The 18517-nt window shown below is 65.5% G+C and carries 17 protein-coding genes; 8 read left to right on the plus strand and 9 right to left on the minus strand.

All coding sequences use genetic code 11. The annotated features are described in order from the left end of the window. Positions 1-20 precede the first annotated feature (20 nt). Positions 21-344, minus strand: coding sequence for a hypothetical protein (locus tag ACV22V_RS01345; protein WP_059466123.1), 324 nt, complete (start codon positions 342-344; stop codon positions 21-23). 620 nt (positions 345-964) lie between these two features. On the opposite strand from ACV22V_RS01345, the gene ACV22V_RS01350 reads away from it, so the two are divergent. Continuing rightward, on the plus strand, positions 965-1597 hold the full coding sequence (locus tag ACV22V_RS01350) for a LysE family translocator (RefSeq protein ID WP_448012771.1): 633 nt from the start codon (positions 965-967) through the stop codon (positions 1595-1597). Positions 1598-1688: 91 nt separating this feature from the next. Here the strand turns inward: ACV22V_RS01350 and ACV22V_RS01355 are convergent, their stop codons facing one another. Then, complete coding sequence (locus ACV22V_RS01355; RefSeq protein WP_448012772.1) at positions 1689-3317, minus strand: NADP-dependent glyceraldehyde-3-phosphate dehydrogenase; 1629 nt, start codon at positions 3315-3317, stop codon at positions 1689-1691. Positions 3318-4235: 918 nt separating this feature from the next. On the opposite strand from ACV22V_RS01355, the gene ACV22V_RS01360 reads away from it, so the two are divergent. Further along, positions 4236-6365: a TonB-dependent receptor gene (locus tag ACV22V_RS01360; protein WP_448012773.1), complete on the plus strand. Its 2130-nt coding sequence runs from the start codon at positions 4236-4238 to the stop codon at positions 6363-6365. Continuing rightward, a complete protein-coding gene (locus tag ACV22V_RS01365) occupies positions 6362-6595 on the plus strand; it encodes a hypothetical protein (protein WP_448012774.1) in 234 nt (77 codons plus the stop codon). The genes ACV22V_RS01360 and ACV22V_RS01365 overlap by 4 nt, the downstream gene beginning before the upstream one ends. A gap of 12 nt (positions 6596-6607) precedes the next feature. On the opposite strand, the gene ACV22V_RS01370 is transcribed toward ACV22V_RS01365, so the two are convergent. Further along, on the minus strand, positions 6608-7558 hold the full coding sequence (locus ACV22V_RS01370) for a LysR family transcriptional regulator (RefSeq protein ID WP_448012775.1): 951 nt from the start codon (positions 7556-7558) through the stop codon (positions 6608-6610). A gap of 227 nt (positions 7559-7785) precedes the next feature. Here ACV22V_RS01370 and ACV22V_RS01375 point away from each other — a divergent pair, with 227 nt between their 5' ends. Next, positions 7786-8814 (plus strand): DUF1338 domain-containing protein, encoded by a 1029-nt coding sequence (locus ACV22V_RS01375; protein WP_059690385.1) that lies wholly within the window; start codon positions 7786-7788, stop codon positions 8812-8814. Positions 8815-9042: 228 nt separating this feature from the next. Here the strand turns inward: ACV22V_RS01375 and ACV22V_RS01380 are convergent, their stop codons facing one another. The 3 genes from ACV22V_RS01380 to ACV22V_RS01390 are packed head-to-tail and all read right to left on the minus strand — an operon-like array spanning position 9043 to position 9863. After that, entirely contained in the window at positions 9043-9240 is a 198-nt protein-coding gene (locus ACV22V_RS01380; RefSeq protein WP_059532275.1) for a CsbD family protein, read from the minus strand. Between the two features lie 53 nt (positions 9241-9293). Further along, positions 9294-9641 carry a BON domain-containing protein gene (locus tag ACV22V_RS01385; RefSeq protein ID WP_448012776.1) on the minus strand — a complete coding sequence of 116 codons (348 nt, stop codon included), beginning with the start codon at positions 9639-9641 and terminating at the stop codon, positions 9294-9296. A 57-nt stretch (positions 9642-9698) separates the two neighbouring features. Then, positions 9699-9863, minus strand: coding sequence for a hypothetical protein (locus tag ACV22V_RS01390; protein WP_167357956.1), 165 nt, complete (start codon positions 9861-9863; stop codon positions 9699-9701). Between the two features lie 385 nt (positions 9864-10248). On the opposite strand from ACV22V_RS01390, the gene ACV22V_RS01395 reads away from it, so the two are divergent. From ACV22V_RS01395 to ACV22V_RS01410, 4 genes are all read left to right on the plus strand, one after another. Continuing rightward, on the plus strand, positions 10249-11793 hold the full coding sequence (locus tag ACV22V_RS01395; protein WP_448012777.1) for a PAS domain S-box protein: 1545 nt from the start codon (positions 10249-10251) through the stop codon (positions 11791-11793). Positions 11794-11948: 155 nt separating this feature from the next. After that, on the plus strand, positions 11949-12140 hold the full coding sequence (locus ACV22V_RS01400) for a CsbD family protein (protein WP_448012778.1): 192 nt from the start codon (positions 11949-11951) through the stop codon (positions 12138-12140). Between the two features lie 428 nt (positions 12141-12568). Beyond that, a complete protein-coding gene (locus ACV22V_RS01405) occupies positions 12569-13720 on the plus strand; it encodes a branched-chain amino acid ABC transporter substrate-binding protein (protein WP_059532266.1) in 1152 nt (383 codons plus the stop codon). A 190-nt stretch (positions 13721-13910) separates the two neighbouring features. After that, positions 13911-15083, plus strand: a complete 1173-nt coding sequence (locus ACV22V_RS01410; RefSeq protein ID WP_448012779.1) for an NAD(P)/FAD-dependent oxidoreductase — start codon at positions 13911-13913, stop codon at positions 15081-15083. Positions 15084-15207: 124 nt separating this feature from the next. Here ACV22V_RS01410 and ACV22V_RS01415 read toward each other — a convergent pair whose 3' ends face one another. The 3 genes from ACV22V_RS01415 to ACV22V_RS01425 all read right to left on the minus strand — a co-directional run bounded on the left by ACV22V_RS01415 (position 15208) and on the right by ACV22V_RS01425 (position 18269). Beyond that, the gene (locus ACV22V_RS01415) at positions 15208-15780 is read right to left on the minus strand and encodes a PAS and helix-turn-helix domain-containing protein (protein WP_059532262.1); all 573 of its coding nucleotides are present in this window, start codon (positions 15778-15780) and stop codon (positions 15208-15210) included. A 105-nt stretch (positions 15781-15885) separates the two neighbouring features. Further along, positions 15886-17232 (minus strand): MFS transporter, encoded by a 1347-nt coding sequence (locus ACV22V_RS01420; RefSeq protein WP_448012780.1) that lies wholly within the window; start codon positions 17230-17232, stop codon positions 15886-15888. A 209-nt stretch (positions 17233-17441) separates the two neighbouring features. Continuing rightward, entirely contained in the window at positions 17442-18269 is an 828-nt protein-coding gene (locus ACV22V_RS01425; protein ID WP_448012781.1) for an autoinducer binding domain-containing protein, read from the minus strand. Positions 18270-18517: the final 248 nt, after the last annotated feature.

The following is an 18517-nucleotide window of genomic DNA, read 5'->3' on the forward strand; positions in this document are numbered from 1 at the left end:
TCGGGCTGCCCGACGCCCGCTCACACCGGATACGCATCGTCGACCTTCAGGTTCGCGAGCCGGAACAGCGTGCGCAGCGTCTGCGGATGAATGTCGCGGTGCGCGGCGAGCGACGTCAGCATGAAGTCGAGGACCTTCGCGTAGCGCAACAGCACGAGGCAGCGCGCGAGATCCGCGTTGCCGCCGCGCATGCCTTCCGCGTAGTTGACCATCTGGGTCGACAGCGTGCGTGCCATCTCGAGTTCCATCTGCTGTTTTTCCGTCCATTCGGGCTGCGGCTGTTCGAGCAGTTTCGCGAGAAAGATCTGGAACGACGTATCGGATGAGTTGGGCAGCGCATCCATGAAGAGCCTCATCACTTGCGTGGATCGTTCGGGCGTGTCCGATGGAGGCCCCGATCCGGGTTCATGTCCGCGCCGAGCGGCGGCGCGATTGTCATCCGATGGGAATGCAGGTTCCGTACCAGCCCCGCGATCGAAGTGTTGAGCAATGTTGACGCGGGGTGCGGCAGCGGTCATCGCGTCCCGCCGATACTGGCTTTCACGAAAAATCGAGAAGGTCGTCCATACGCCGTGCGCGATCGCGAGGGGCAGTGCGGCAGGGGCCGGACGAATGAAATGCTTCATCGATGTAACGTAACGCCGGGCTGAAACGGGCCGTGTGTTTCGTCGACGAATCGGGGGAACGTCGTGTCGCGCGTGTGCCGGTGCCGCTCCGGGCGTCGGCCCGAGGTCGGGACGGTCTCGCGCGGCGAGCCGCGGCGTCACCCGCTGCACGACGAACGCTCGCGACGCATGCGCCGGATGTTTCATATCCGAGACGTCTCGTTCGCCGCATGCCGGATGCGTGCGCAACCTGTGTCACGCGCGCCGCCCAACTGGCCCAGCGAATAACCGGAGAACTGTCCATGGGCAGCCGCGCCGTGTTTGCGAACAATCACCGCATCATCTCCGCGAGGTTCGACATGAGCGTCCACGCCTTATTCTCGACCAATCTGCTGCTGGCCTACACGGCCTATTTCGTCGGTACGGCCAGCCCCGGCCCGAGCAATCTCGCGATCATGTCGGTCGCCGCGAACCACGGCCGCAAGGCGGCGCTCGCGTTCGCGCTCGGCGTCATCTCGGGCTCGATGTTCTGGGCGACGGTGGCCGCGCTGGGCGTGTCGGCCGCGCTGCTCGCATGGTCGCAGCTGCTGGTCGCGATCAAGCTGTTCGGCGGCGTGTACCTGCTGTGGCTCGCGTTCAAGTCGGGCCGCACCGCGTGGTCGGCCAAGGCGGCCGCCACGCCGAAGGCGACGGCAGACCGGAAGCTGTCGCGCTTCTACGTGCGCGGCGCGATGCTGCATCTGACGAATCCGAAAGCGATCCTGGTGTGGGTGTCGATCGTCGCGTTGTCGTCGAACGGCGCGGGCGCGTCGCATGGCGCGGTCGTGCCGGGCTGCATCGCGATCGGATGCCTGGTGTTCGGCGGCTATGCGCTGGTGTTCTCGACGGACGGCGCACGCCGGCTGTACGTGCGCGGCCGCCGCGCGATGGAAGCGTGTCTCGCCGTGGTGTTCGGCGTGGCGGGGATCCGGTTGCTGGCGTCGAACGTTTGAATCGTGTGAAACGTGTGAGCGGACAGCCCGCACGCGTGCAACCAGACGAACGATCCGCCGCGCGAACACGCGGTGGATCGGCTTCGGCGCTTCAGAAAATGAAGCCCGTGTTGACGAACTTCGAGTAGTGATCCGACACGATCGAATCGAGCAGCTGCTTGCTGCCGTCGGTCTGCTTCGCCGCGACCATCGAGCGGATCGAGAACGCGCGCAGCGCGTCGGTCACCGACAGCGTGCCTTCCGCAGAATCCTTGCGCCCCGCGAACGGGAACACGTCCGGCCCGCGCTGGCATTGGCAGTTGATGTTCACGCGGCACACCTGGTTCACGAGCGGATCGACGAGCGCGCCGATCTGCGCCGGATCGGAACCGAAGATGCTGACCTGCTGGCCGTGCTCCGACGTCGTCACGTAGTCGAGCGCGGTTTCCACGTCGTCGAACGGCGCGACCGGAATGATCGGGCCGAACTGTTCCTCGCGATACAGCTTCATCCCTTCGGACACCGGATACACGACGGCCGGGTAGAACAGCGTCCTGCTGAATTCGCCGCCCGAGTGGTTGATGACCTGCGCGCCCCTGGCCTTCGCGTCGTCGATCGCGTCGGTCATGTACGCGGTGCGATGCATGCCCGGCAGCGGCGTGATGCTGACGCCTTTCTCCCACGGCATGCCGATCTTCAGCTGTTCGAGCGCGGCGGTGAAGCGCTTCAGGAATTCGTCGACGATCGAGCGATGCACGAGCAGCATCTTCAGCGCGGTACAGCGCTGGCCGTTGAACGACAGCGCGCCGAGCAGGCACTCCTTCACGGTGAGATCGAGATCGGCGTCGGGCAGCACGATCGCCGCGTTCTTCGCATCGAGGCCGAGGATCGCGCGCAGGCGGTGCGACTTCGGATGCTGCTTCTTCAGGTGATCGGCGACCTTGCTCGAGCCGATCAGCGCGAGCACGTTGATCTTGCCCGACGCGAGCATGTGCGGCACGACCACCGCGCCCGGCGCGTAGATCGTGTTGATCACGCCTTTCGGGAACGCGTCGCGGAACGCCTCGAGCAGCGGCTCGAACAGCAGCGTGCCGTACTGCGGCGGCTTGAACACCACGGTGTTGCCCATCAGCAGCGCGGGGATCAGCGTCGCGAAGGTCTCGTTCAGCGGATAGTTGTACGGCCCCATGCACAGCACGACGCCGAGCGGCGTGCGGCGGATCTGGCCGATCGTGCCTTCCGCGATCACGAAGCGCGAGTTCGCGTTGTCGAGCTCCTTCAGCGCGTCGATCGTCTGCGTCATGTACGTGACGGTGCGGTCGAACTCTTTCTGCGAATCGGCGAGGCTCTTGCCGATCTCCCACATGATCAGGTTCACGACCAGCTCGCGCTGCGCGACCATCCGCTTGATGAAGTCCTGCATGCACGCGATGCGCTGCTCGACCTTCATCGTCGGCCACTCGCCGCGGCCCGAGTCGTACGCGCGCACCGCGGCGTCGAGCGCCGCATCGCTTTCCGTCTCGCCCATCACCGGATAGCTGCCGATCTCCATCTGCGCGACGCTGCCGTCCGGCTGGCGCACGCACACGGGCGACAGCACGGTCTTGGTCGCGCCGTCCCACGGGCGCAACTCGCCGTCGACCAGCGACACGCGCTGGTGGATCGGCGCGGCGAGCCGAAACTCGGCGGGGATGTCTTGATAGGCGGGAAACAGCTGCTGCAGGGAGGCGGAATCGGGCATGACGGTCTCGTTTGACGGGTGTCCGGGAAGGGCGGGCGATGCGGAATCCTGAGCTGAACGATCCTCGATCCTGAATCGGCATCATGACGCGCGGACGAAGCGGCGTCACGTGGCGTCACGCGACGGCGTGGCCGAAACGCGGAATGGAACCAGTTCCATTTAAAAGGAACGCCGAACCGATTGCAAGATTTGCCGAATGCGATCGCACGACGCGTAAGAGATTTGAAGGAATGTGTCCGGATGGCGGGTATAAGCGGCGTAGAGCGTGCGCAAACGTTTCACTTCGGCCGGATTGGGCGGATAATGGCCCGACGCGGCGAAGAAAAAATTGCCCCGGAACCTGAGAGAAAACATACGCAGTGAAGAAAAGAGAGAAGGTCCGCCGCGCTGCCGAAGCGAGGTCGGCTGCCCGGAGCGCCGGGTCGGGGTTGCCCGGCTCGGCGCGCACCGGACTTTGAATGCGTCCCGCCTGCCTTACCCAAATCCTTCGCAATCCTCTTCAGCGTTCCCCGTCGCAGTTTCCCCCGCATCCGCCTTTTCCATTGCGGCAGCCGCATACGGCGGCCGATTGGATCCTTTCTTTTACGCGAGCCAGGCGGCTCGATAGCGCAAAACCGAAAGGCATTCGTCAGGAATGCGCGGCGCGAATGCGCGCTCGCGTTGCGGGCAGGCGACACGCCGAAAATTAACTAAAAACACGAATCATTCTCGTTTATTATTTCGCCCCATTACGAGCCGTGATGACACGTTACGGCTTTTTTCGTGCCGGTCGTGCCGCCCGGCAGGCACGACGGGGCGGTCCTCCGCGCGCGTCGTCTTCCTGACGGAAAGGGCTTCGTCGGTCGATGCGCCACGCGAGTCGCGCGCTGGCCGGACACGTTCCGTTTGCCGTTTTTATTCCACACCTCTACGTTCACGATGAAACTCAACAAGAGCGCCCGTCATGCGCTTCTGATCGCCACGGCGCTGGCTGGCGCCCGCACTTCGTTTGCCCAGGCGAGCGATGCCGCCGCGACCCTGCCCGCGATCTCCGTCAACGCGGCCGCCGAGCACGCGTCGTACGACGGTGGCCGCTCGCGCGCCGCGACCAAGACCGACATGTCGCTGATGGACGTGCCGCAGACGGTGAACGTCGTCCCGCACGCGGTGATCGAGGACCAGAACGCCACGTCGATGCAGGATGCGCTGCGCAACGTGCCGGGCGTCGGCTTCTCGGTGGGCGACGGCCAGCGCGACCAGATCACGATCCGCGGCTTCAACAGCATTACGGACCAGTACGTCGACGGCATTCGCGACGATGCGCTGTACTACCGCGACCTGTCGAACGTCGATCGCGTCGAGGTGCTGAAGGGGCCGGCCGCCGTGCTGTACGGGCGCGGCTCGGCGGGCGGTATCGTGAACCGCGTGCTGAAGCGGCCGCAGGCGAACCCGGTGAACGACGTGGGCGTGACGCTCGGCACGCGCGGCGAGCGGCGCGGCGAGTTCGACCTCGGCTGGAATGCGAACGACGCCGCACGCTTTCGCCTTACCGGCGCGGCCGAAAACTCGAACAGCTTCCGCGACCAGTTTCAGCTCAACCGGCAGGCGATCGCGCCGTCCGCGCAGTTCAAGCTCGACAGCGACACGGTGCTGAACGTCGAATTCGACTATCTGCACGATCGCCGTACGTCGGACCAGGGGCTGCCAGCGTATCGCGGCCGGCCCGTCGATGTGCCGATCAACACGTATTTCGGTTCGGCCGATGGGGGGAACAGCTCATACAACGACATCTCCGCGAAGAGCGCGACGGTGTCGCTCGATCGTCGCATCAGCGATTCGTTGTCGTTTCACGGCGCGATCCGTGCGTACGACTTCTCGCTCGAACGCAAGAACTACGTGACGTTCGAGCCGATCAGGACGTCCGCGCATCCGGTCGTCACGCTCGACCAGTCGACGCGCCAGCGCACCGACCACGGCATCGACGGGCTGTTCGAGCTCACGCAGAAGACATCGCTGTTCGGCATGCGCCACGAGCTGCTGTACGGGCTCGAACTCTCGCAGCAGCAGAAATTCGACACGGTCTACAGCGTGACGAAGGTCGCGACCTACGATCTCTTCAATCCGCAGCAGGTGGTCCTGCCCGGCGTGCCGACCGGCGCGCGGGCGAAGACGAACGCGTCGACCGTGGTCGGGCTCACGGGCGTCTACGCGCAGGACCTGATCTCGCTGACCGAACACTGGAAGGTGCTCGCGGGGCTGCGCTTCGACTACCTGAGCCAGATCCGGCATGACTACACGTCGTCGAACGTCAATCTCGACCGGACCGATCACGCGTGGAGCCCGCGCGTCGGCCTGATCTATGAACCGCTCGAATGGCTGACGTTGTACGGCTCGTTCAGCCAGTCGTTCTCGCCGCTGGCCGATACGCTGATCAGTTCCGGCGCGTTCGCGAACGGCGCCGCGCTCGCACCGCAGAAGACCACCGCGTATGAAGTCGGCTCGCGCTTCGACCTTGGCGGCAAGGCGACGGCCAGCGTTGCGCTGTTCGACATGCGCCAGACCAATCAGCAGATCGGCGACCCGGCGAACCCGGGCTATGCGCTGCCGATCGGCACGCAGCACGTGCGCGGGATGGAGCTCGGCTTCACCGGCGAGATCGCGCCGAAGTGGTCGGTGTATGCGGGTTACGCGTATATGAACGGCACGGTCGACGGCTCCCCGCAATCGACGGCGGCCGGCCTCACGGTGTCGAGCAACACGCCGGGGCTGATGCCCCGCCACAGCGCGAACCTGTGGCTCAAGCGCGAGCTGCCGTACGGCTTCTATGCGGCGGCCGGCATGCAGTTCCAGTCGGCGCGCTATACGTCGGCGAGCGATCTGGTCACGCTGCCGTCGTTTACCGTATTCAACCTGGGGGCCGGCTATCGCAGCAAGAAGGTCGACGTGACGCTCACGCTCGACAATCTGTTCAATCGCCGCTACTTCATCGCCGCGCACGGCAACGCGGACCTGTACAACATGCCCGGCGATCCGCGTACGCTGACCGCCACGGTGAAGTGGCACATGTGACGCACGTCACGCATGTGATGCGCGACAATGCGGGTCATCGTCGTGATGGCCCGCCCCCCGGCCAGACGGGATATGCCGTCTTCGACGGGGGCGCGACGCTCGTGATCCGCGATCTGAACACGGCGTGCCCGGGGCTGGAAACGCCTGACGGTGCGCGGCTGGCGAGGGTCGTCGCGGCCGGTGTGCCGGTGCGGCACGCATGCAATGCCGCCGCGCCGTACCGTAAATAGCCGGAAGCGCCGTTATTCGACGTCCTCGTCATCCTCCGCGTCGCCGTCATCCTCCCCCTCCCGCCCCGGCGCCGCATACGCGCTCGCCTGCTCCAGCAACCACGCACGGAACGATTCCAGCGGCTTGCTGTGACTGAACTCCGTCGGATACACGAGGTAGTACGCCGAATCGCCGACCGTCGCCGCGTCGCACGGCACGACGAGGCCGAGCTGCTGCAACTGCTCCTCGACGAAGAACTTCGGCACCAGCGCGATCCCGAGGCCGGCCGCGGCCGCGCTGATCAGCATCGTGTGCAACTCGTAGCGCACGCCCTGCATCGTGCGGATGTCCTCGACGCCATGCGTCTCGAACCACTGCGCCCAAGCGCCGGGACGCGTCGTCGAGTGCAGCAGCGGATACGCGAGCAGATCCTCCACGCGCTCGACCGGCCCGTCGAGCAGCGCCGGCGAGCAGATCGGCACGACTTCCTCGCCGAACAGGTAGTCGGACGACGTGCCGGGCCAGGTCGGCTTGCCGTAGTGGATCGCGGCCTCGAAGTGCGTGTCCTCGAACGAGAACAGGTCGGTGCGGCTGCCCATGTTCACGCGCACGTCCGGCGTGCGGTCGTAGAAACTCTTGATGCGCGGGATCAGCCAGTGCGACGCGAAGGTCGGCAGCACTGCGAGCTCCAGATAGCCGCCGCCGCTGCCGTGCGCGATGATCGACAGCGTGTCGCGATCGAGCGCCTCCAGCGCGCGCCGCACCTGCGTGCCGTACAGCTTGCCGGCGCGCGTCAGCACGACGCGCTGCTTCACGCGCGCGAACAGCCGCACGCCGAGGCTCGCCTCGAGTGTCGCGATCTGCCGCGATACCGCGCTTTCGGTCAGGAACAGCTCCTTGGCCGCGTGCGTGAAGCTCTCGTGGCGCGCCGCGGCTTCGAAAGCCACGAGCGCACCCATGTTGGGGATCTTGAATTTGCGCATGATGCTCGTTTTGTCTGACGAACGGACCCGCCCGCGGCGGGCCGGAGGACGAATGCGGAGACGGCCGATAATTCCAAAAACTCATCACGTGTCAATTTAATCTCGCTTTACGCCCCGCTGCAACCCTTTGAATAATGCATCCCACGCAAGGCCAGGCGCCCGCTGGGCGGCCGGCCATTCGAGTTGCCGGCACGCTTGCCGGCGGTCCCCCGAACACGAGAATCCTGATGCGCAATCCGAATATCGAGAGCCTGCTGACGAAGCTGCTGGGACAGGCGAAGACCGACGCCCTGTTCGCGACCCTGAACATGCCGGCCATCCTCGACGAATGGGAAACCGACGTCGTCACGCGCGCGGAAATCGCGCAGGCGATGAACATGGCGCTGTTCGAAGGGCTGCTCGAACGTTCGGCGAACGGCCGCGCATACACGGCCGACGCGATCGAAAACGGCGGCTCGGTCTACTTCGACCACGGCGCGCTGCGCACGGTGCGCTGGCCGCACACGGGCGCGCTGCCGCCGGGCGAAGCCGCGTTCACGCGCATCCTGCGTCCGCTCGGCTTCCGCCTGAACGGCCGTTATCCGCTCGACAAGCTCGGCATGACCGGCCGCGCATATGCGCATGAGGACGCGCCGGACGAGATCGCGCAGTTCTTCGTCAGCGAACTGCATCCGGAGCGCTTCTCCCGGGAATTCCAGCAGGCCGTGACGAACGTCGTGAGCTCGTCGCGCGATCCGCTGTCGCCGGCGGCCGTCGCGTTGCTGTGGGAGATCGAGCGCGAAGGCTGGCTGCCGCTCGACGCCGCGCATGCGCTGCTGCCGGAGATCGTCGGCGCGTTCGCGCGCCAGCACGACCTGCCGAGCGAACTCGATTACGAGACGCTGCTGCTCGAATCGGCCGAGATGGCGTGGATCGCGACCGAGGGCAACGCGTTCAACCACGCGACCGATCGCGTGACCGACGTGTTCAAGCTGTCCGACGACGAGAAGGCGAAGGGCCGGCCGATGAAGCCGGAAGTCGAGCGCTCGCGTTCGGGCCGCGTGTTCCAGACTGCGTATCGCGCGGACATCGTCGAGCGCGAATTCCGCACGCGCGACGGCGGGACCGTGAAGCGCAACGTGCCGGGCTCGTTCTACGAATTCATCACGCGCCGCCGCACGTTCGACCAGGCGGCGCGCCGCTGGGTGACGGACCTGCGTTTCGACGCGGGCAACGCGCAAGGCATCTTCAAGATGACGGCGAACGCGGCGAAGTAAGCGCGACGACGCATGCAGACGAACGGGCCGGCGGCTGATGACAGCCGCCGGCCCGTTTGCATTGGATGGGCGCCGCGATCGTCAGAACAGGTGCGTGACCAGATAGAACAGCACCAGCACGCCGAGCGGTACGCCGAGCAGCCATGCGATCAGATATTTGCCCATGTCGTGGTCCTCCGCGTGGCCGCGACGCAGGACGCATCGCGGCGGGGTGAGACGACCGGCGCGTCAAAGCTCGCGATCGAATTCCTTCAACTGCTTCTCGGCCTCGTCGCGCGCGATCCCGTAACGTTCCTGGATCCGGCCGGTCAGATACTCGCGATTGCCTTCGGCGACCGCGAGATCGTCGTCGGTCAGCTTGCCCCACTTGGCCTTCAGCTTGCCGGTCAGCTGCTTCCATTGACCCTTGATCTTGTCTTCGTTCATGGTGTGCTCCTGGAGTAAGGGGAGAAAAGCGCGACGCTCGGCCGCGCGACAGCTCAGGCCTTCGCCTTCAGGCCGGATGCGTCGACGTGCTTCACGCCCTTGATCGAGCGCGTCACGGCGACGGCCTTCTTCACCGCGACCCTCGACGGCAGCACGCCCGTCAGCGTGACGACGCCGTCGACCGTCTTCACGCCGACGTGGACGCTTTTCACGCCATCCGTGGTCGCGAGTTCGCTCTTCACCTTGGTCGTGATCCATGTATCGGTGACGGGCTGGTTCGATTCGCTCTTCATGCCGTCGTCGGTCGACGACGCCGCCTGTGCGTTCGTGAGCGGAGCGGCGCAAAGCAGGAACGCCGCGCTGACGGCGAGCAGCGCCGACAGGTTCGAGGTCTTGTTCATGGATGTGCTCCTTCGATTGGCGTGGTGGATGGGGAATCTGCGCAGGCGCGCCGCGCGTTACCGCGCGATCGGCGTGTCGTAGCCGGGCTCGCGCGGCGGCATGTCGGGGCGCGGCACGTCGGGCGGCAGCGGCACCGGCGGATCGGTGCCGGGCGACGGTTCGGGCGGATTGTCCGGGGCCGGCTCGGGGCGCGTCGGATCGGGTGTCTGATGGAGCTTCATCAGGTGATCCTCCTCTGCGGTATGAAAGGGCGGCGCGTGGGCGCCGATGCAGTACCAGCGTACCGGCGCGAATGCACGCGGACATCGCGCAAATTCACCGGATCGGCTAGTGCGTTTGCACGGGGACGGAACGAAGGAGCGGGAACGGGAAGTGCGTCGTGCAAGTGCGTCGTGATGCGCGCGATGCGGGAGGCCGGCGCGCCACCCGCGCCGCGCGCGGCTCGGCGGGATGGCGCACGCAGGCGGCGCGGCATGCGAATGTACTATTGCGCAGGGTGCATCCGCGCCTGTCGCTGGCATCGGCGCGCACGCGATCATCGCGTGCACGCGCCGGCGCGGACGCGACCGACCCGGCAACCCTGTCGACCACGTGGACCACCGACCCATGGACGAACGAGTCAACGAACAGGCGCTCAAGTCGCATACCGACCGGCGCCAGCTGCACCAGATCATCGCGGGGCTCACCGAGGGCGTGATCCTCATCGAACCCGACCAGCGCATCGTGTGGGCGAACGAGGCCGCGCTCGCGATGCACGGCGTCACCGAGCTCGACGCGCTCGGCGCGGACGTCACCGAGTATCGCGAGCGCTTCCGGCTGCGCTACCGGAACAACCATCCGGTGCGCGACGGCCACTATCCGATGGATCGCGTGATCGCGGGCGAGGAATTCAGCGACGTGACCGTCGAAGTCGAATCGGCCGCCGACGAGAACGTGAGCTGGGTTCACCGCATCCGCAGCCTCGTGCTGACGAACGCGGCCGGCGAGCCCGACTGCCTTGCGCTCGTGCTGCACGATGCGACCGAATGGGCGAGCGCCGAGGACCGCTTCGAGCGCACGTTCAACGCGAACCCGGCGCCGGCCGTGATCTGCCGGCTCGACGACCTGCGCTACGTGAAGGTCAATCAAGGCTTCCTCGAGATGACGGGCCATGCGCGCGACGACGTGCTCGGCCGCTCCGTCTACGAACTCGACGTGCTCGAACACGCCGAGCGGCGCGAACTCGCGATCGAGCGGCTGGGCGAGGGCGCGACGATCCCGCAGATGGAAGCCGTGCTCAAGCGTGCGGACGGCGGCACGAAAGCGGTGGTGGTTGCCGGGCAGCCGATCGACATGAACGGCGAAGCGTGCATGCTGTTCACGTTCATGGATCTCGAGCCGCGCAAGCAGGCCGAGCTTGCGCTGCGGCAGAGCGAAGAGCGTTTCGCGAAGGCGTTCCGGATGGCGCCGGTCGCGACCGCGATCGTCACGGCCGACCGCTTCGAGCTGCTCGACGTGAACGATGCCTTCGTCGCGATGGCCGGCCATGCGCGCGACGATCTGCTCGGTAAGTCCGCGGACGAGATCGGGCTGTGGGCCGAACGCGGCGCCCGGCAGTGCATCGACGGCCAGCTCGCGCGCGACGGCAACGTGCGCAACGCGGACGTGCAGATCCGCACGCGCGACGGCGACGTGCGCGATTGCGTCGTGTCGGCCGAACCGGTCGCGATTCACGGGCAGGATTGCCTGCTGATCGCGCTGCTCGACATCAGCGATCGCAAGCGCACCGAGATGGAACTCGTCTATGCGATCGAGACCGCGATGCAGGACGCGTCGTGGTTCAGCCGCACGTTGATCGAAAAACTGGCGAACGTGCGCCGCGCGAATGCGCCGGACGCGGGCGCGCAGCTGTCGGACCTCACCGCGCGCGAGCGCGACGTGTTCGACCTGCTGTGTCACGGCCTCGCCGACAAGGAGATCGCCGCGCGCCTCGGGCTCGCGCCGAACACGGTCCGCAATCACGTCGCGACGATCTACGCGAAGCTCGACGTGCATAGCCGCGGCGAGGCGATCGTGTGGGCGCGCGAGCGCGGGATCGTCGGCGCATCCGACGCGAACGGCGCGCGAGGCGAAAAGGGCGCCGACAAGGGCGGCGCGAACGACAAGGACTGACGCCGGGCGTCGGGCCATCGGTGCGAATGCACCATGCAGGCTGGTGCATCCGCATCTGCCGCGCACGGCGCGCGGCTGCGATCCTGTCCACTCGGCGGTGCGGCGCAGGCTGCCGCGCCGTCGGCTCTCTCCCCAACTCATCGCAGGAGACGACCATGGACAGGAATCGCATCGAAGGCAAACTCAAACAGGTGAAGGGTTCGGTCAAGGAAGCGCTCGGCAAGGTGACGGGCGACCGCAAGACGGAAGCGGAAGGCGTGGCGGAGCAGCAGGCAGGCAAGATTCAGGAGAAGGCCGGCGAGGCGGCCGATGCGGTGCGCAAGCAGACGGGCACCGACAGGCATTGAGCAGGCCGGCGCCGTCGACCGAATCGCGCAATGTGCGGTGCGTTGCCGCGGCCCGATACGGCGGTGATGCTCCATCTGCATTACCCGGCGCAGGCCCGACGCAACGCGGCATGCGCGCATCCCGCTGACATTTCCTCTTCCCGGCCCGCCGTCGCGCGGGCCGCGTGCCGTCGGTAGCGTCGTCACTTGATGACAATTCCTCACAACATAGTTCCGATATTTCGTTTGCTGCACGCGTATTGGCTACCCACAATCGGTTCACCTCTTTCGCGCCGACAGGTTTCCCGGAGACGGAACCGCGGTGATCGACCGGCACGTGACGCGCCATCGGCGGCACGCCGGCGACGGAAAAATCACCGGCACGCGGGAGGTCGCCGGCGCGCGACGATCGCGCGTCGCATCCCGACCCACAGAAGAAGGATTGGCCGATGACGTTCCGCATTCGTTCGCTTTCCGGCGTTGCACTGACCGCCGCGATCCTCGCGTTCCAGACCGGCGCGGCCCACGCGCAGGAGACGGTCGTCAAGGTCGGCGTGGCCGTGCCGCTGACCGGCGGCGGCGCCGCATACGGCAAGGACATCGAGAACGGCGTGCGCATGGCCGTCGACGAGGCGAACGCCGCGCACACGACGATCGGCGGCAAGCCGGTGAAGTTCGTCGTCGCGTCGCAGGACGACCAGAGCGATCCGCGCATCGGCGTGCAGGCCGCGCAGCAACTGACCGACGCGCAGGTGGCCGTCGTGATCGGCCACTTCAATTCCGGCACGACGCTGCCCGCGTCGAAGCTCTACGCGAAGGCCGGCATTCCGATGATCACGCCGTCGGCGACCAATCCCGACATCACGCGCGCCGGCCTCGGCACCGTCTATCGCGTGATCGCGACCGACGCGCAGAACGCCGGCAATGCCGGTGCGTATGCGGCGAGCGTGACCAAGGCGAAGCGCATCGCGATCATCGACGACCGCACAGCGTTCGGCCAGGGCGAAGCCGACGAATTCGAAAAGGCCGCGAAGGCGAACGGCGGCACGATCGTCGCGCGCGAATTCACGAACGACAAGGCCGTCGACTTCAGCGCGCAGCTCACCAAGATCAAGAGCACGAACGCCGACCTGGTGTTCTTCGGCGGCCTCGACGCGCAGTCCGCGATGCTGGTCAAGCGCATGCGTCAGCTCGGCATCCGCGCGCAGTTCCTGGCTGGCGGCGGCGTGATGAATGCGAACTTCATCAAGCTCGCCGGCAACGCGGCCGAAGGCGCGGCCGTATGGGAATACGGGCAGCCGCTCGCGCGTCTCGCGAAAGGCAAGCAGTTCGAAACGAAATTCAAGCAGAAGTACGGCGTCGACATGCTCGCATATGCGCCGTTCGCGTACGACGCGACGTGGATCGCGATCAACGCGATGCAGAAGGCGAACTCGACGAAGCCGGCCGATTTCAACGGCGCGCTGAAGGGCACGCGCTACGACGGCATCACCGGCACGATCGCGTTCACGAGCACGGGCGACCTGAAGAATCCGAGCTCGACGCTGTATGAAGTGAAGAACGCCGCGTGGCAGCCCGTCACCACGCAAACGGCGGACTGAATACCCGAACGCGCGCGGACTTTCGCGGCGATGCAGGACGTGCTGAAATAGCCGAAGCGATCGGATGCGGTCGCGGCGCACGTCGGGGCGATTCGCCGGGTGATCCGCTCGCACGGCGCCGCGCGCGACGCGGCACGAACAACCTTCGGGCGCGGCCGGCCGCGCCTCATACGTGTAACTGGAGTCAGTCGTGAGTTCTCAAGTCGTCATCGTCGGCGGTGGTGTGATCGGCAGCTCGATCGCCTATTTCCTGCGCGCTACCGATCCGACGGTGTCCGTGACCGTCATCGAACGCGATCCCACCTATGCGAAGTCGTCGTCGGCGCTGTCGGCCGCGTCGATTCGCCAGCAGTTCTCGACGCCGCTGTCGATCGAGATGTCGCTGTTCGGGATCGACTTCCTGCGCACGATCGGCGAACGGCTCGAGGTCGACGGCACGCGGCCGTCGATCGATCTGCACGAAGGCGGCTACCTGTTTCTCGCGACGCCGGCGGGCGATGCGACGCTGCGCGAGAACCACGCGCTGCAGACGAAGCTCGGCGCCGATATCCGGCTGATGGATCGCGATGCGCTGCGCGCGAAGTTTCCCTGGCTGAACGTCGACGATCTCGTGTCGGGCGCTTATGGCGTGAGCGGCGAAGGGTGGTTCGACGGTTACGGGCTCGTGCAGGCGCTGCGCAAGAAGGCGCAGGCACTGGGCGCGCGGTATGTGCCGGCCGATGTGACCGGCGTCGTTCGCGACGGTCGCAAGGTCACGCACGTGGTGACGAACGACGGCGAGCGCCACGCATGCGACACGCTCGTCAATGCGGCCGGCGCATGGACGCGCACGCTGTCGTCGATGATGGGCATCGACATTCCCGTGTATGCGCGACGTCGCAGCATCTTCAACGTGTCGTCGCCGGCGAAGCTGACCGATTGCCCGCTGCTGATCGATCCGACGGGCGTGTATTTCCGGCCGGAAGGGCGCACGTACATCTGCGGGACGTCGCCGAGCCCGGATCGCGATCCCGACGACCTGCCGCTCGACGAGGTCGATCACGACCTGTTCGACGAGGTGATCTGGCCGACGCTCGCGAATCGTGTGCCGGAGTTCGAAGCGCTGCGCGTGGAGAACTGCTGGTCCGGGTACTACGAGTACAACGTGTTCGATCACAACGCGATCATCGGATATCACCCCGAACTCGACAACGTCGTGTTCGCGAACGGGTATAGCGGACACGGGCTGCAGCAAGGGCCCGCGACGGGGCGTGGCGTGAGCGAACTGATCCTGGGCGGGCGGTATGAATCGCTCGACCTGTCGTCGCTCGGCTGGGAGCGTGTGCTCGAAAACCGGCCGATCGTCGAAAAGAACGTCGTGTAGCGCGGCGTGACCGCCCGGTGCGGGGTGGGCGGGATTCTCCTTGTGTCTCGATCTGATTGGCCCGGCTTCGCCGGGCTTTTTTTCGGAGCGGGGATGCCGGATGCGCCGTTCCTGCGCGCGCAACTCACGCGAGCAGGCACGTGATCAGTTCGTGGGTCGTGCGTACCTCGTACTTCCTCAACAAGCTCGCACGATGAATATCGACCGTGCGCGGGCTGATGCTCAGTTCCTTGCCGATTTCCTTGCTGGTCAGGCCGTGAACCAGGAATGCCGCGACGTCGCGCTCGCGATCGGTCAACGTGCCGGCGACGTCGGGATGCTTCGCGTTCTCCGACAGGTCGGTGAAGGTCCAGATGGCCAGCTCGAAGGGCCGCTTCGAGTTGTAGCCGAAGCCGCATACGGTGACCCAGAAATGACTGCCGTCGACGCGACGCATGATGCGGTCGTCGCTGAACCCCGCATGTTTCGCGAGCAGCGGCGCGAGGCGGCGGCCCGTCGTCGCGAAGTCCTTCCGCTGCGGATACAGCTTCGCGAACGACTGGTCGACGATGTCGTCGCGGGTGGCCCGGAACAGTTGCAGCGCCTTCTCGTTGCAGTCGACCATGATGCGTTCTCTGGCGACGATGGCCGCGACGGGCAGATGCCTGAAGAGATCTTCGTAGTCGAGGCTTGGCATCGTGTCGGTCATGGTCGGCATCGTGTCGACGGGTCCGAACCGTGTTCGGACCAAGGCTATCGGGCGGGTTTGCTCCTGCCGGATTGTAGCGGTAGTGCCTGCGGGCAACTCATCCGTGGCCCGTGCTCAAACGACGCCTTCGACGCCGCGCTTCGCGGCCCGCGCGGCGCCCGCGGTCGCCGGACCGGCTTCCTCGAGTGCCGTCTTCGACGTTTCCGGCAGCGCCAGGCCGCCGATCATCGCGAAGATCGACACGGCGATCAGGTAGTACGCGGGCGACAGGTTGGTCCCCGTCGCGGCGATCAGCCACGTGGCGACGAGCGGCGCGGTACCGCCGAAGATCGTGTAGGCGAGGTTGTACGTGATCGCCGATGCCGTGTAGCGCGTTTTCGTCGCGAACACTTCCGACATCAGCGGCGCCGTCACCACGCCCGAGAACACCGCGCCGATCGCAAGCAGCGCGACGCCGAGCAACGATTGCGACAGCACGCCCGAGCCGCCGAGCGAGAACGCCGGATAAACCGACACGATGATGAAGATGCCGGTCGTGGCGATCGTCGCGCGGCGGCCGACGAGGTCGGAGAAGAAGCCGGCGACCGGGCACAGGGCCGCGGCGAAGAAGAGCGCGAGCACCGTCACGAGAAGCGACGTGCCGCGAGACAGGTGCCCGGCCACTTGAAGGTAGGTCGCGAAATACGTCGTGAACGTGTAGAACGACAGCGCCGTCACGGACACGAACGCGCCGAGCTTCAGGATATTCCTCGACTGCGAATGCAGCGTTTCCATCAGCGGCGCATGCGCGATGTCGTGCTTGCCTTCGAGCGCCTGGAACGCGGGCGTTTCATTCAGGCTGACACGCAGGTAGACGCCGATGAGGCCGACCGGCGCCGCGATCAGGAACGGCACGCGCCAGCCCCATTCGACCATTGCCTGCGACGACAGCGACGATTCGAGCAGATAGGCCACCACTGCCGCGCAAGCGAACGACGAGAAGGTCGATACCGGCACGAAGCTGCCGAAGAAAGCGCGACGGCGGCGCGGGGCGTGTTCCATCACGTACGCGCATGCGCCGGCGTATTCGCCGCCTGCCGAGAACCCCTGGACGCAGCGAATGATCGTGAGCAGCAACGGCGCCCAGTAGCCGATGCTCGCGTAGGTCGGGAGCAGGCCGATCAACGTCGTCGAGCCGGCCATCATCAGGATCGTCAGCGCAAGGGTGCGCTTGCGTCCGATCCGGTCGCCGATCACGCCGAAGACGAGGCCGCCCAGCGGGCGGAACGCGAAGGCCACCGCGAACACCGCGAACGTCTTCAGGAGCCCGATCGTAGGGTCGCCGCTGGGGAAGAATTCGCGCGTCAGAATGGTGGCGAGAAAGCCGTATGCGGCGAAATCGAACCATTCGACGAAATTGCCGATCGACGCTGCGGCGATCACGCGTCGTAACGTGCGGGTATCGACGTCCTGGGTGGTCATGGTCGTGTCCTCTTCATGTGGGCGCTTGGATTCGCGCCGAAAACCATGGTAGGGACGCCAATTACCTAGGTCCATACGTGTCAATTACCTAGGTAATCGGGGGCGGGGGGCGGGGCCGCCGGGCATTGGAACGGGCAACCGGCGTGGCCGTTTTGACGGTGTTTCCGCCCCGCGGGCATGGCGCCGCGCGGCCGATGAAGAGAATGGCGTCAGAACAGGAGTCCCAGAATCGTCGCCTTGACCGCGGCCTCGGTCTTGTTGGTCGCGTTCAGCTTGCGCATCGCATTGACGAGGTGAAACTTCACGGTGCGCTCGTCGACATGCATGATCTTGCCGATCTCGACGTAGGTTTTCCCGGCGGCAGACCATTGCAGCGACTCCCGCTCGCGAGCGGTCAACTCGACGGCGTATTCGGGCGCGCGCTGCGCGAGCAGATGCATGCTCATCGCACAGTTGGCCGTGTTCGCGAGCCATGACATCTGGTATCCCTTTTGCTCGAGCTCACACTCGTCGATCGGCTCGCTCGACCGCACCATGGTCACGAGTCCAATCGCGCCGGTTCGGCTGACGGACGGCATGCACCAGCCGTGGCGCAAGCCGAAATGATCCGCCTCCTTCCAGAATTCGATGCTTTGAGTCTGGGTGTCGGCACGCCAAATCAATGGCATCAACTGGCTGAGCCCGTGTCGGACGGTCGGGTCGACGGCAAAGTAGTTTTGACTCACATAGCGCGTGACCCACGTCTCCGGATAATTGGACTGCAGCATGAACTGCGGATTGGTCACCGGGAACGGAATGCGCAGACCGAACGAACAGTACTCGAATCCAAGGGCGCGCACGTCCGCCGAAAACTCCAAAAACACGTCGGCCTCGGATTTTGCCGCGGCGTATCCATTCAGATACTTTTCTTTCCATGCATGCATATCGTTACCTTTGCGGTCAATCGTGCCCCAAGGAATCGTGTCGCCGGGGGCGTTGGCCGGTCCTTCAAAAGTCGTTCGGGGGTTGGTCTCACGCTTCGACGTATCGAGCGGCAAACATGACGTCGAATGCAAATTCTTATCGAATCGATTTCGAGATGGCGTAGGGACTTTCCGTTGATCGAATTTCGGGATCTTGCATGTGGGTAGATATATATCTGGATCGCACAGAGTGTTTCAATTTCGGGAGTCGCAAATTCGAAAATCCTGGAATTGCTTCATGATCGATGCGTCATCGGGCAATTTCCGCTCGCGGTGACCGTGCGTGATGCAATGGCATTCCCCGGATGGTCTGTAATAATTGT

The sequence above is a fragment of the Burkholderia sp. AW33-5 genome (genome assembly GCF_053427615.1).

Bases quoted from the DNA above. Each gene is read 5' to 3' on its own strand.
- ACV22V_RS01415 (WP_059532262.1), bottom strand. From the start codon at position 15,780: ATGCCGACCATGACCGACACGATGCCAAGCCTCGACTACGAAGATCTC.
- ACV22V_RS01385 (WP_448012776.1), bottom strand. From the start codon at position 9,641: ATGAACAAGACCTCGAACCTGTCGGCGCTGCTCGCCGTCAGCGCGGCG.
- ACV22V_RS01395 (WP_448012777.1), top strand. From the start codon at position 10,249: ATGGACGAACGAGTCAACGAACAGGCGCTCAAGTCGCATACCGACCGG.
- ACV22V_RS01405 (WP_059532266.1), top strand. From the start codon at position 12,569: ATGACGTTCCGCATTCGTTCGCTTTCCGGCGTTGCACTGACCGCCGCG.
- ACV22V_RS01360 (WP_448012773.1), top strand. From the start codon at position 4,236: ATGAAACTCAACAAGAGCGCCCGTCATGCGCTTCTGATCGCCACGGCG.
- ACV22V_RS01345 (WP_059466123.1), bottom strand. From the start codon at position 344: ATGGATGCGCTGCCCAACTCATCCGATACGTCGTTCCAGATCTTTCTC.
- ACV22V_RS01370 (WP_448012775.1), bottom strand. From the start codon at position 7,558: ATGCGCAAATTCAAGATCCCCAACATGGGTGCGCTCGTGGCTTTCGAA.
- ACV22V_RS01380 (WP_059532275.1), bottom strand. From the start codon at position 9,240: ATGAACGAAGACAAGATCAAGGGTCAATGGAAGCAGCTGACCGGCAAG.
- ACV22V_RS01400 (WP_448012778.1), top strand. From the start codon at position 11,949: ATGGACAGGAATCGCATCGAAGGCAAACTCAAACAGGTGAAGGGTTCG.
- ACV22V_RS01390 (WP_167357956.1), bottom strand. From the start codon at position 9,863: ATGAAGCTCCATCAGACACCCGATCCGACGCGCCCCGAGCCGGCCCCG.
- ACV22V_RS01420 (WP_448012780.1), bottom strand. From the start codon at position 17,232: ATGACCACCCAGGACGTCGATACCCGCACGTTACGACGCGTGATCGCC.
- ACV22V_RS01355 (WP_448012772.1), bottom strand. From the start codon at position 3,317: ATGCCCGATTCCGCCTCCCTGCAGCAGCTGTTTCCCGCCTATCAAGAC.
- ACV22V_RS01375 (WP_059690385.1), top strand. From the start codon at position 7,786: ATGCGCAATCCGAATATCGAGAGCCTGCTGACGAAGCTGCTGGGACAG.
- ACV22V_RS01350 (WP_448012771.1), top strand. From the start codon at position 965: ATGAGCGTCCACGCCTTATTCTCGACCAATCTGCTGCTGGCCTACACG.